The sequence below is a fragment of the Pseudomonas sp. LBUM1646 genome (assembly GCF_059716165.1).
Genome location: NZ_CP166810.1, coordinates 5,859,678 through 5,872,522 on the forward strand (window position 1 = coordinate 5,859,678; position 12,845 = coordinate 5,872,522).

Annotated in this window: 10 protein-coding genes, 2 tRNA genes and 1 rRNA gene; 1 reads left to right on the forward strand and 12 read right to left on the reverse strand. The window is 56.9% G+C overall.

Annotated features, from left to right (window positions below; all coding sequences use genetic code 11):
- Positions 1–121: 121 nt before the first annotated feature.
- From ACA071_RS26700 to ACA071_RS26740, 9 genes are all read right to left on the reverse strand, one after another.
- A tRNA-Ala gene (locus tag ACA071_RS26700) sits at positions 122–197 on the reverse strand.
- Positions 198–231: 34 nt separating this feature from the next.
- Positions 232–308: transfer RNA gene (locus tag ACA071_RS26705), tRNA-Ile, on the reverse strand.
- An 83-nt stretch (positions 309–391) separates the two neighbouring features.
- Positions 392–1,930: ribosomal RNA gene (locus ACA071_RS26710) — 16S ribosomal RNA — on the reverse strand.
- Between the two features lie 543 nt (positions 1,931–2,473).
- Complete coding sequence (msrQ, locus tag ACA071_RS26715) at positions 2,474–3,094, reverse strand: protein-methionine-sulfoxide reductase heme-binding subunit MsrQ (RefSeq protein ID WP_497641828.1); 621 nt, start codon at positions 3,092–3,094, stop codon at positions 2,474–2,476.
- Positions 3,094–4,107, reverse strand: coding sequence for a protein-methionine-sulfoxide reductase catalytic subunit MsrP (gene msrP / locus ACA071_RS26720; protein WP_497641829.1), 1,014 nt, complete (start codon positions 4,105–4,107; stop codon positions 3,094–3,096). Before msrP ends, msrQ begins: the two co-directional genes overlap by 1 nt.
- 63 nt (positions 4,108–4,170) lie before the next feature.
- The gene (pssA, locus tag ACA071_RS26725; RefSeq protein WP_497641830.1) at positions 4,171–5,028 is read right to left on the reverse strand and encodes a CDP-diacylglycerol--serine O-phosphatidyltransferase; all 858 of its coding nucleotides are present in this window, start codon (positions 5,026–5,028) and stop codon (positions 4,171–4,173) included.
- A 144-nt stretch (positions 5,029–5,172) separates the two neighbouring features.
- Positions 5,173–6,189 (reverse strand): ketol-acid reductoisomerase, encoded by a 1,017-nt coding sequence (ilvC, locus tag ACA071_RS26730; RefSeq protein WP_007948647.1) that lies wholly within the window; start codon positions 6,187–6,189, stop codon positions 5,173–5,175.
- 48 nt (positions 6,190–6,237) lie between these two features.
- Positions 6,238–6,729: an acetolactate synthase small subunit gene (gene ilvN / locus ACA071_RS26735; protein ID WP_003176102.1), complete on the reverse strand. Its 492-nt coding sequence runs from the start codon at positions 6,727–6,729 to the stop codon at positions 6,238–6,240.
- 2 nt (positions 6,730–6,731) lie between these two features.
- The gene (locus ACA071_RS26740) at positions 6,732–8,456 is read right to left on the reverse strand and encodes an acetolactate synthase 3 large subunit (RefSeq protein WP_497641831.1); all 1,725 of its coding nucleotides are present in this window, start codon (positions 8,454–8,456) and stop codon (positions 6,732–6,734) included.
- 401 nt (positions 8,457–8,857) lie between these two features.
- On the opposite strand from ACA071_RS26740, the gene ACA071_RS26745 reads away from it, so the two are divergent.
- Positions 8,858–9,280: a DUF4124 domain-containing protein gene (locus ACA071_RS26745; protein WP_497641832.1), complete on the forward strand. Its 423-nt coding sequence runs from the start codon at positions 8,858–8,860 to the stop codon at positions 9,278–9,280.
- Positions 9,281–9,426: 146 nt separating this feature from the next.
- Here the strand turns inward: ACA071_RS26745 and ACA071_RS26750 are convergent, their stop codons facing one another.
- The 3 genes from ACA071_RS26750 to mrcB are packed head-to-tail and all read right to left on the reverse strand — an operon-like array spanning position 9,427 to position 12,840.
- Entirely contained in the window at positions 9,427–9,762 is a 336-nt protein-coding gene (locus tag ACA071_RS26750) for a YqcC family protein (RefSeq protein WP_497641833.1), read from the reverse strand.
- Positions 9,762–10,499, reverse strand: a complete 738-nt coding sequence (locus tag ACA071_RS26755) for a tetratricopeptide repeat protein (protein WP_497641834.1) — start codon at positions 10,497–10,499, stop codon at positions 9,762–9,764. The genes ACA071_RS26750 and ACA071_RS26755 overlap by 1 nt, the downstream gene beginning before the upstream one ends.
- A 16-nt stretch (positions 10,500–10,515) precedes the next feature.
- Positions 10,516–12,840: a penicillin-binding protein 1B gene (mrcB, locus tag ACA071_RS26760; protein WP_497641835.1), complete on the reverse strand. Its 2,325-nt coding sequence runs from the start codon at positions 12,838–12,840 to the stop codon at positions 10,516–10,518.
- Between the last annotated feature and the right edge of the window lie 5 nt (positions 12,841–12,845).

Genomic DNA, 12,845 nt, shown 5'->3' on the forward strand with positions numbered 1-12,845 from the left:
CTATCTTTCTATCACATACCCAAATTTTTAAAGAACGATCTAATCAAAGACTAGAAATCAACATTCACCATCACCAGGATGGAATGCTCATTTCTAAGCTTTCAACAAACAGAAGCAGTAGTGGTGGAGCCAAACGGGATCGAACCGTTGACCTCCTGCGTGCAAGGCAGGCGCTCTCCCAGCTGAGCTATGGCCCCGTATTTCTACAGGCGTTTCCCACACAAGCAAAATTGGTGGGTCTGGGCAGATTCGAACTGCCGACCTCACCCTTATCAGGGGTGCGCTCTAACCAACTGAGCTACAGACCCAATTTCGGGCTGCTTCTTTATCGTCTTCTTCAATGAATCAAGCAATTCGTGTGGGAACTTATGGAGCAGCTGATGTCGTCGATTAAGGAGGTGATCCAGCCGCAGGTTCCCCTACGGCTACCTTGTTACGACTTCACCCCAGTCATGAATCACACCGTGGTAACCGTCCTCCCGAAGGTTAGACTAGCTACTTCTGGTGCAACCCACTCCCATGGTGTGACGGGCGGTGTGTACAAGGCCCGGGAACGTATTCACCGCGACATTCTGATTCGCGATTACTAGCGATTCCGACTTCACGCAGTCGAGTTGCAGACTGCGATCCGGACTACGATCGGTTTTCTGGGATTAGCTCCACCTCGCGGCTTGGCAACCCTCTGTACCGACCATTGTAGCACGTGTGTAGCCCAGGCCGTAAGGGCCATGATGACTTGACGTCATCCCCACCTTCCTCCGGTTTGTCACCGGCAGTCTCCTTAGAGTGCCCACCATTACGTGCTGGTAACTAAGGACAAGGGTTGCGCTCGTTACGGGACTTAACCCAACATCTCACGACACGAGCTGACGACAGCCATGCAGCACCTGTCTCAATGTTCCCGAAGGCACCAATCCATCTCTGGAAAGTTCATTGGATGTCAAGGCCTGGTAAGGTTCTTCGCGTTGCTTCGAATTAAACCACATGCTCCACCGCTTGTGCGGGCCCCCGTCAATTCATTTGAGTTTTAACCTTGCGGCCGTACTCCCCAGGCGGTCAACTTAATGCGTTAGCTGCGCCACTAAGAGCTCAAGGCTCCCAACGGCTAGTTGACATCGTTTACGGCGTGGACTACCAGGGTATCTAATCCTGTTTGCTCCCCACGCTTTCGCACCTCAGTGTCAGTATCAGTCCAGGTGGTCGCCTTCGCCACTGGTGTTCCTTCCTATATCTACGCATTTCACCGCTACACAGGAAATTCCACCACCCTCTACCATACTCTAGCTCGACAGTTTTGAATGCAGTTCCCAGGTTGAGCCCGGGGATTTCACATCCAACTTAACGAACCACCTACGCGCGCTTTACGCCCAGTAATTCCGATTAACGCTTGCACCCTCTGTATTACCGCGGCTGCTGGCACAGAGTTAGCCGGTGCTTATTCTGTCGGTAACGTCAAAACACTTACGTATTAGGTAAATGCCCTTCCTCCCAACTTAAAGTGCTTTACAATCCGAAGACCTTCTTCACACACGCGGCATGGCTGGATCAGGCTTTCGCCCATTGTCCAATATTCCCCACTGCTGCCTCCCGTAGGAGTCTGGACCGTGTCTCAGTTCCAGTGTGACTGATCATCCTCTCAGACCAGTTACGGATCGTCGCCTTGGTGAGCCATTACCTCACCAACTAGCTAATCCGACCTAGGCTCATCTGATAGCGCAAGGCCCGAAGGTCCCCTGCTTTCTCCCGTAGGACGTATGCGGTATTAGCGTCCGTTTCCGAGCGTTATCCCCCACTACCAGGCAGATTCCTAGGCATTACTCACCCGTCCGCCGCTCGCCACCAGGTACAAGTACCCGTGCTGCCGCTCGACTTGCATGTGTTAGGCCTGCCGCCAGCGTTCAATCTGAGCCATGATCAAACTCTTCAGTTCAAACATCTTTGGGTTTTTAAGAAACCCTAAACTTGGCTCAGCAATCGTTGGTTACATCTTTGATTTCTCGCGGAGTAACTTGTGATGCTGATAATCTTGTTGACTATCAGTCTGACTCCACAAGCACCCACACGAATTGCTTGATTCAGTTGTTAAAGAGCGGGTGGTTAAGATCTTTCGTCTCAACCGAGGCGCGCATTCTACAGCAGCACCAGTTACTGTCAAGCGGTTATTTTCAGAAGCTTTCAAAGTTTCCTTTGCAACTTCAACCACTTGCGCTTCCGATCTCTCGTTAGCGGGAGGCGAATTCTACAGCGTTACTCGCTGCTGTCAACACCTCTTTTCCGCTACTTTCGACCGAGAAGATCGAACCGTCGACCGAGCCAAACAACACCGCTCAATCAACTCCTTCGGGGCTTCGATAACCTGAAGCAACTCGCTGCCGAAAACCGCATAACTCTTTGTTTACCAAGGAGTTTTCCGTTTCGACTGCGCCGGAAGTGGGGCGAATTATAGACTTCCAGAATCTGCCGTCACCCTTAATTACGCCTTTCTCGCAGAAGGTGCCTTTTTAGCGGTCAAACGTGGAATTCGACGGGCCACAGGAGGCAGACGCAGCACTATCAGCAATGCACCTATAGAAGCATAGATAGCCCACTCCTTCAGATCAGCGCGAACAATCCACAACATATGCAGCAACCCAAGCCCGAGAATCACATAGACCAGCCGATGCAGCTTCTTCCAACGCGAACCCAAACGCCGCTGACTGTAACGATTGGACGTTACCGCCAACGCCAACAAACAGAGAAAGCCCAGCGCCCCAACAATAATGTAAGGCCGCTTGCGCAACTCGACACCCAGTTGCGACCAGTCAAACCCGAGTATGAACGCCGTATACCCACTCAAATGCAGTACCACATAAGCAAAGCACCACAAACCCAGCTGTCGGCGGACAGCAATCCACCCCGCCCAACCGGTCAGCTTCTGCAAAGGCGTCATGCTTAACGTAATCAGCAGGAGGATAAGCGTGCCCAGCCCCAAGCGATCAACCAGGACTTTGCCCGGATCAGGCCCGAGCACATCCGCCCAGGCTTGATACAACCAAAGAAGTGGCCAGACCGCGATAGCTATAAAGACAAAAACCCGCCAAACCGCAAAACGCATCAGTAGTTCTTCCGCAAATCGAGTCCTGTATATAAAGAGGCGACTTCATCCGAGTAGCCGTTGAACATCTGTGTGTCCCGCACATTGGGCTTGAACAGACCACTCGGCAAACGCCGCTCCCGTGCCTGGGTCCAACGCGGGTGATCGACCGCCGGGTTCACGTTCGCATAGAAACCGTACTCGTCCGAAGCAATGCTCTGCCAGGTCGTCTTCGGCTGTTCACTCACCAGGCTGATCCGCACAATGGATTTGACGCTCTTGAAGCCGTACTTCCACGGCACTACCAACCGCAGAGGCGCGCCGTTCTGATTCGGCAACTCCCGGCCATACATGCCCACCGCAAGAATCGCCAACGGGTTCATTGCCTCGTCCAGACGCAACCCTTCTACATAAGGCCATTCAATCAAGGCAAAACCGGAGCGCTGCCCGGGCATGCTCTTGGGATCCTGCAGGGTTTCGAAGCGAATGTACTTGGCCTTGGAAGTGGGCTCGACTTCCTTGAGCAACGCCGAGATGGGAAAGCCTATCCAGGGAATGACCATCGACCAGGCCTCCACACAGCGAAGTCGATAAATCCGCTCCTCTAACTGATAAGGCTTCATGAAGTCTTCCAGTGCGTACCGCCCCGGCTTACCCACCTCCCCGTCCACCACCACGCTCCACGGCTCGGTCTTCAGTGCACCAGCATTGGCCGCCGGATCACCTTTATCCGCACCGAACTCATAGAAGTTGTTGTAGTGGGTCGCGTCCTTGAACGGTGTGATTGCCTCATCCTTGACGTTGACCGCACCCCATTTGGTAGAAGGGAGCTTTTCGGCAAACCAGGAAGGCGCCTTGCCGGGCTCAACATCTGCATAGCGTGCAGCATCGTCAGCACTGGCCCAACGAGGCAGACTGCCCACGGCCAACCCGGCCACGGCAGCACCGAGCACATTGCGACGAGATAGATAGAAGGACTCAGGCGTAACGTCCGACTCATGGCAGTCAGACGTTTTGGGGACTTTGATCAGCATGGCTACTCCGCAGCATTGGAGGACAGATGCACCAATAGACTGCGGAGTATGAGGGAAATTACATCACTCGGCGTTTTTGTGCCGACGAAGACGTAACAGGTATTGCACCGGGCCTGAGGCCGCATACCCAAGGAACACCAGCAGCAAAATGCGCGGCGGGTCACTAAAGACCACGGCAAACACCAGCACCACCGCCAGGATTGCGACAAAGGGAACGCGCCCTTTCAAGTCCAGCTCCTTAAAGCTGTTGTACTTGATGTTGCTGACCATCAGCATGCCGGCAGCCGCAACCATCAAGGCCACCAGGAACGACATCTTGGAGCCCTGGATGCCGTAATCGCTGAATGCCCAGACAATCCCGGCAACCACACCGGCAGCAGCCGGACTGGCCAGACCGATGAAGTAGCGCTTGTCCGCAGTGCCGACCTGAGTGTTGAACCGGGCCAGACGCAGAGCTGCACCCGCCACATAGATGAAGGCAACCATCCAGCCGACCTTGCCCATGTCACCCAGGGCCCAGCCGAAAGCCAGCAACGCCGGTGCAACGCCAAAGGCGACCATGTCCGACAACGAATCGTACTCGGCGCCGAAGGCACTCTGGGTATTGGTCATTCGCGCAACGCGGCCATCAAGGCCGTCGAGCACCATGGCGACGAAAATCGCGATGGCGGCAAACGCAAAATACTTGCTCGCGCCGATCGAGTCGCCGGCGCTCAAGGCCGCCTGGGCACTCATCGAATTGATGATGGAATAGAACCCTGCGAACAGGTTCGCAGTGGTGAACAGATTCGGCAGAAGATAGATACCACGATGCCGGACTTTACGACCTTCAGCGTCATGCCCTTCTTCGATGTGTTCATCGATGGGCAGCAGACTTTCGGCGTCAGGAGCCTGGTTTGGCTCTTCGGGACGTTCGCTCATGGACATTACCTTGCAACAGGGTGGAAAGTTTCGACAGGTGTCTGGGACGACGGTTCGGCCGCAAACGATGCAGCTTTATACCAGAACCGGCGATCCAAACGAAAAAACGCGGCCTAGGCCGCGTTTTCCGTACAAGACAGCGACTTAGTTTTTGGCTTTGTCGACGATCTTGTTGGCACCGATCCACGGCATCATGGAGCGCAATTGCTCGCCGATGATTTCGATACCGTGAGCGGCGTTGTTACGACGCTTGGCGGTCATCGAAGGATAGCCGGTTGCGCCTTCGCTGATGAACATCTTGGCGTATTCGCCGTCCTGAATACGTTTCAGAGCATTGCGCATGGCCTGACGGGATTCGGCGTTGATCACTTCCGGACCGGTCACGTACTCGCCGTACTCAGCGTTGTTGGAGATCGAGTAGTTCATGTTGGCGATACCGCCTTCGTACATGAGGTCAACGATCAGCTTCAGTTCGTGCAGGCATTCGAAGTAGGCCATTTCCGGCGCGTAGCCAGCTTCAACCAGGGTTTCGAAACCGGCTTTAACCAGTTCAACGGTACCGCCGCACAGTACGGCTTGTTCGCCGAACAGGTCGGTTTCGGTCTCGTCCTTGAAGGTGGTTTCGATGATGCCGGTACGACCGCCACCGACGCCAGCAGCGTAGGACAGTGCTACGTTTTTGGCGTTGCCCGACGCATCCTGGTAGATAGCGATCAGGTCAGGGATACCGCCGCCCTTGACGAACTCGGAACGCACGGTGTGGCCCGGTGCTTTCGGCGCGATCATGATCACGTCGAGGTCAGCGCGCGGAACAACCTGGTTGTAGTGGATCGCGAAACCGTGAGAGAAGGCCAGGGTGGCGCCTTTCTTGATGTTCGGCTCGATTTCGTTCTTGTACAGGGCCGACTGGAACTCGTCTGGGGTCAGGATCATGACCAGGTCGGCAGCTGCAACAGCGGAAGCAACGTCAGTCACTTTCAGGCCGTGGGCTTCGGCCTTGGCAACAGTGGCCGAGCCTTTACGCAGGCCGACGGTAACGTCAACGCCGGAGTCTTTCAGGTTGCACGCTTGAGCGTGGCCCTGGGAACCGTAACCGATGATGGCAACTTTCTTGCCCTGGATGATCGACAGGTCGCAGTCTTTTTCGTAATAAACTTTCATGAAATTCCCCTATATATCCAGGCCGTTCGGGCCATTCGCTAATTTGGTTTAGATGCTGAGTACTTTGTCGCCGCGGGCAATACCGGTTACGCCGCTACGGACGGTCTCCAGAATCGATGCGGTGCCGATGGACTGAATGAAGCTGTCGAGCTTGTCGCTGGTACCGGTCAGTTGAACGGTATACACGCTGGCGCTGACATCGACGATCTGCCCACGGTAAATATCGGTGGTGCGCTTGATCTCGGCGCGCTGGGCGCCGGTGGCCTTGACCTTGACCAGCATCAGTTCGCGCTCGATGTGAGCACTCTCCGACAGGTCGACCAGTTTGACCACTTCGATCAGCTTGTTCAGGTTCTTGGTGATCTGCTCAATCACTTCATCATGGCCAACAGTGGTCAACGTCAGACGCGACAGGGTCGGGTCTTCGGTCGGTGCCACGGTCAGGCTTTCGATGTTGTAGTTGCGCTGCGAGAACAGGCCGACTACACGAGACAGAGCGCCCGGTTCGTTTTCCAGAAGCAAGGAAATAATATGCCGCATGATTAAGTACGCTCCGTCTTGCTCAGCCACATATCGCGCATGGAGCCGTCTTTGATCTGCATCGGGTAGACGTGCTCGCTGGTGTCGACCGAAACATCGATGATCACCAGACGATCCTTCATGGCGAACGCCTCTTCCATCTTCGTCTTCAAATCTTTCGATTCGGTGATGCGCACGCCGACGTGACCATAGGCCTCTGCCAGCTTGACGAAGTCAGGCAACGATTCCATGTAGGAGTGCGAGTGACGGCTGCCGTAGCTCATGTCTTGCCACTGGCGAACCATACCCAGAACACCGTTGTTCAGGATGACGATTTTCACCGGCAAGCCATATTGCAGACAGGTGGACAGTTCCTGGATGTTCATCTGGATGCTGCCCTCGCCCGTTACGCAGACGACGTCGGCATCCGGGAAGCTCAACTTGATGCCCATGGCCGCCGGGAAACCGAAGCCCATGGTGCCCAGGCCACCGGAGTTGATCCAGCGGTTCGGCTTGTTGAACGTGTAGTACTGCGCGGCGAACATCTGGTGCTGGCCCACGTCCGAAGCGACATAGGCATCGCCCTTGGTCACTTCGCACAGGGTTTCGATCACGGTCTGCGGCTTGATGACGCTGCCGTCGCCCTTGTCGTAAGGGAACAGGCCGCGATCACCGCGCCACTCATCCACCTGCTTCCACCAACTGGCCACGGACTCCTTGTTCGGGGTCTCGCCGATTTCCTTGAGGATCGCGACCATTTCGCTCAGGACACTCTCCACCGGACCAACGATAGGTACGTCGGCCTTGATGGTCTTGGAGATCGAAGCCGGGTCGATGTCGATGTGAATGATCTTGGCGTTCGGGCAGAACTTCGCCGGGCCGTTGATCACGCGGTCATCGAAACGTGCACCGACGGCGAGGATCACGTCCGCGTGGTGCATCGCCAGGTTGGCGGTGTAGCTGCCGTGCATGCCGAGCATGCCGATGAACTGACGGTCGGTGCCAGGGTAGGCACCCAGACCCATCAGGGTATTGGTCACTGGCAGGTTGAGCATCTTCGCCAATTCGGTCAGCGGCGCGGAGCCACCCCCGAGGATCACGCCACCGCCGGCGTACATCACCGGACGCTTGGCCGCCAGGAGCATTTCTGCAGCCTTGCGGATTTGCCCGGAGTGACCACGAACCGCCGGGCTGTAGGAACGCAGCTTGGCTTTTTTCGGGAAGATGTATTCGAACTTCTCGGCCGGGTTGGTCATGTCTTTCGGGATATCGACCACGACCGGACCCGGACGACCGGATTGCGCCAGGTAGAACGCTTTCTTCATGACTTCCGGGATTTCCGAAGCGTGCTTGATCATGAAGCTGTGCTTCACGATCGGCCGGGAGATACCGATCATGTCGGTTTCCTGGAACGCGTCGGTACCTACCATGGTGCTAGGCACCTGGCCGGAAATGACCACCATTGGAATGGAGTCCATATAGGCAGTGGCGATCCCGGTGATGGCGTTTGTTGCGCCAGGACCGGAAGTCACCAGTACCACGCCGGCTTTACCGGTGGCACGGGCATAGCCGTCAGCCATATGGGTAGCCGCTTGTTCGTGACGAACCAGGATGTGGGTCACTTCCGGTTCTTTGAACAGGGCATCGTAGACATGAAGAAGAGCACCACCGGGGTACCCGTAGATATATTTGACGCCTTCGTCACGCAAAAAGCGGACGAGCATCTCACCGCCAGATAAAAGCTCCACGTTGTTCACCTCTAAAACGCCAGAATACCGTCCACTCAAACGAGGACGGGTCTTAATAGGTTTACTTCTCGGCAGAGCATGAGCGACGGTGGTCGCCGACTACGTCAGCACTGACTGAGCAAGTATTGGGATCGTCCCAAGTGTTGCGGGCCTTTCCCACCCAGCGCGAGGTAACGCGTTGCGGGTGTAACAGGTCGGCGCGGGTATGCGCCTCATGATCTACCGAGTGGGTCTGCTTCTGGCAGTCCCTCTACAGCGGACTTTGGATTCTTCTGTTTCGTCCTCTGCAAGTCAAGTCGTCTATGTGCTTTATTGTGAGTAAGCACATGAGAACGCAAGAAAAAACCCGTAAACAGCATGTGTGTTAGCTTCAATTGCGCAACTTATGACAAGGAAATGGCATGCGTACCTTCTTCCTCACCGCCAGTCTGCTGATCACCCTGAGCCCAGTGTGCATGGCCGGTCAGATTTACAAGTGGGTGGATGCCCAAGGGGTGACCCACTTCGATGCCCAGCCACCCCAGGGTCAGCAGGCCACCACCGTGGTCACGCCTGCCCCGCCCGTAGGCAAGCCGAACGTGCCTGAGCGCAGCAACGTGCTGGGCGATCAGCAGGCCATCGATAAGACCGTGAAAAAGCAGGTCGCCGAGCAGCAAGCTCAGCTCAAGGTGTTCTGCGAGCAGGCACGGACCAACCTTGCTCAACTGCAGAACAATCCGCGACTACGGGAAGAAATTGACGGCGAGATGCGCCGCCTGACTGACCAGACACGTCAGGAGCGCATGACCGAAGCACAGAAGCAGATCGCGGATAATTGCCAATAGTGCGCGTGGGATTTGCTGGAAATGAATGTAGGAGCTGACGAGGGAACCGAGGCTGCGATCTTTTGATTTTAGTTTTAACGCAAAATCAAAAGATCGCAGCCTCGGTTCCCTCGACAGCTCCTACAGGCTCCTACGACAAATCGGCGTCAGCGGGAGGCGGTGATCAGCAGGTCGAACTCTTTGAGCAGGACCTGAAGCTGCCGATCCTTGCCCTGGACATTGCGCGCGGCGAAGACCATTTCGGCCATCTCCTGGATGCCCGACGCATTGGGCAAAGGCAGATCCTGTTCGAGGATCGCCTTCATGCGTGGCAGGAAGATCCATTGCAGCCATTGCTCGAAATCCAGGGTGTCGACCGAAAACGGCTCGACGCTGGACAACGCTTCAACACTCGGCGAAACCTCGTCCCACCAGCCCTGAACCCGCAGCTCACGCTCGATCAGCAGCAGTTGCTCGGCAATCTTTGGGAAACGTGCATCCATCACAGCGAAACCTTGGCCTTCTGGCGGGCCAGTGCGGCGCCGGCGGAATCGCCCTGTTTCTCACGGGCCTGAGCGATCAGTTCCCACAGGCTGGCCTGAAGATCCGGACGGCCATTGGCGAACGTCAGGCCACGACGAGCGAACTGCTCGGCCTGTGGCGCATCGCCCTGAGCCATGCGCACCTGCGCCAGGCGATAAAGCACTTGCGGTTCACGCGGAGCAACACGCTGGGCACGCTCCAGACTGGAAGACGCGCCGTTGAGGTCGCCACCGGCCTGTTGCTGTTGCGCGGTAGTCAGCAACGCCAACACTGGACCGTCCAGTTGCTCGTCGGCAGACAAACCACCGCCGGTGCTGGCCGATGGAATCCCGGTCGGCGCCGACGGCATGCTGTAGCTGCCTTGATTGATCGGCGCGGACTGAACCGGCGACGTATCAATCGGACCCGGCGTAATCGGGCCAGGCGTGATCGGCGAAGTGCTGATCGGTGCCGAACTCACGGCGCCACCACCAGGGACCATCACCACCACACCGGTATCACCTTGCGGGATCGCCTGAGTCTGGCCTTGTGCCGGACGCTTCACGGTCGTCTGACGGAAACCGCCATTCGCCTGAATCCGTTCACTGTTCGAAACCGCGCTGCCGGAATCCACAACCGGGATCGAACCGCGCTGCACGCTGGAACAACCGCTGAGCAAAGCCACGGCGGTAACCGCTGGAATCAACCACTTGTTCACTTGAAACCCTCTTTGCTTAATTCATCCAGCCCTTGACCCAATCCATCACCGTTTCGCCGGAAGCAGGGGTTTCCCCACCGCAAGCGGCGCCGGGAGGCGGTTCGCTGCCGCGAATATACGGCATCTGCACCGCACCTGGGCAGTTGGCATCGGAGCCTTGCCCAGTGCGCGAATCCACCCATGCCTGAACAATGTTGTCCGGTTGCGGCATGTCCAGCGGCAGCGGGTCAGCCTTGCGCATAAAACTGGTCCAGACCTGCAACGCACCGGTGGCACCGGTGAACGGTGTCTTGCCGTTATCGTCGCGCCCCAGCCAGACCACCGCCAGCAGATCCTGACTGAAGCCGGCAAACCAGCTGTCCCGGGAATCGTTACTGGTACCGGTCTTGCCCGCCAGCGTCAGGGTTTTCGGCAGCACGTTATAGACCGAACTGCCGGTGCCTTCACGCATGACCCGCTGCATCGCGCTCTGGATCAGGAAAATCGACGCCGGGTCGAAACGCTGCTGAATCTGGAACGGATACCGTTTGAGCGGCTCGCCTTCGGCAGTCAGCACACTGCGAATCCCGCGCATCGGCGTATTGAAACCGCCGTTGGCCAGCGTCTGGTACATGGTCGCCACTTCCATCGGCGTCAAGCCACCTGCGCCCAATAGCATCGACGGGAACGCCGGGAACTCACGAGTCACGCCCAGCCGTGCCAAGGTCTTGAGGACATTTGGCACGCCCAATTCCAGCCCGAGACGCGCAGTCGACAGGTTGTAGGAATGCGCCAGCCCCTGGTACAGGAACACCGTACCGTGGGAGCGGCGATCATAGTTCTGCGGTTTCCAGACCTGACCGTCCGCGCCCTTCACCGAGAAGGCATCGTCCGACAGCCAACTGGTCAAGCTGTACTGGCTCGGTTTTTCAAGCGCGGTCAGATACACCGCCGGCTTGATCAGCGAGCCGATTGGTCGTACGGCATCCAGTGCACGGTTGAAACCGGCAAAACTCGCCTGGCGACTGCCGATCATGGCCTGGACTTCACCGGTTTCCGGGTTGGTCACCACCATGGCGGCTTCGACGTCATCCGAACCTTTGCGCCCGGACAATCGTTTAAAGGTGTCATTGACCGATGCTTCGGCTTTCATCTGCAGGATCGGGTCGAAACTGGTGAAGATCCGCAGGCCTTCTTCGGTCAAGTCTTCGTCGCGATAGTCTTCGCGCAGCTGACGTTTGACCAGATCGATAAAGCCCGGGAACGAGCTGTCGGCCAGTTTGCCGCGAGTGGTTACGCCCAGAGGCATAGCCTTCGCGGCAGCGACTTGTTCGGCAGTGGCAACGCCCTGTTGCTCAAGCACATCGAGCACCAGATTGCGTCGCTCCAACGCCCGCTCCGGGTTACGACGCGGGTTGTAATAGGACGGCCCCTTGACCATGCCCACCAGCAAGGCAACTTGATGCAATTTCAACTCGGACAATGGCTGGCCGAAGAAGAACTGACTGGCCAGACCGAAACCGTGCACAGCTCGCTGGCCGTCCTGACCGACGAATACCTCATTGAGGTAAGCCTCAAGAATTTCCCGTTTGTCGTAATGCAACTCAAGCAACATCGCCATCATCGCTTCGGTGAGCTTGCGGGTCAGGCTGCGTTCGCTGGTCAGGTAGAAGTTCTTGACCAATTGTTGCGTAAGCGTACTGCCACCCTGGGTCATCTTGCCGCCAGAGGTGTTGACATAGACGGCCCGGGCAATCGACTTCGGCGATACGCCCCAGTGGTGATAGAAGTCCCGGTCTTCCACGGCAACCAGGGTTTCCAGCAGATACGGCGGGACCTGATCAATCTTGATCAGAATGCGGTCTTCGAGGTTTTTCGGATAAATCCCGCCGATCATCAGCGGCTCCAGTCGCACCACAGACAGCTTCGAGCCGTTGGTCGCAGAGAGCTCGGCCACATAGTCGCCGGAGAACCGAACCCGCACGGGCTGGGGCTTCTCCATGCCTTCATAAAACTGGAAGCCGCGGGTATTCAAGTCGACGGTATTGCCGTTGACCGCCGCAGCGCCGGGACCGTTGCTCACGGCTTCGCGTCGGTAGCCCAAGGCATCGAGTTCGGTGAGGAAGTCGTCCTTGCTCAGCTTCTGGCCGGTGAACAGCTCAAGCGGGCGGGCATAGACCTTGGCCGGAATGGTCCAGCGCTTGCCGGAGAACTTCTCCTGCACGATGGCATCCAGGTAAACCGCGAACCCGGCGAGCACGACGAGGCCGACCAGGCTGAGTTTAATGGCCCAGCTCAACCACGGGCTAAGCCCCTTGGAAGGTGGTTTTTTTTTGCTGCGAGGGGATCGAGTACGAGTCATGGCGG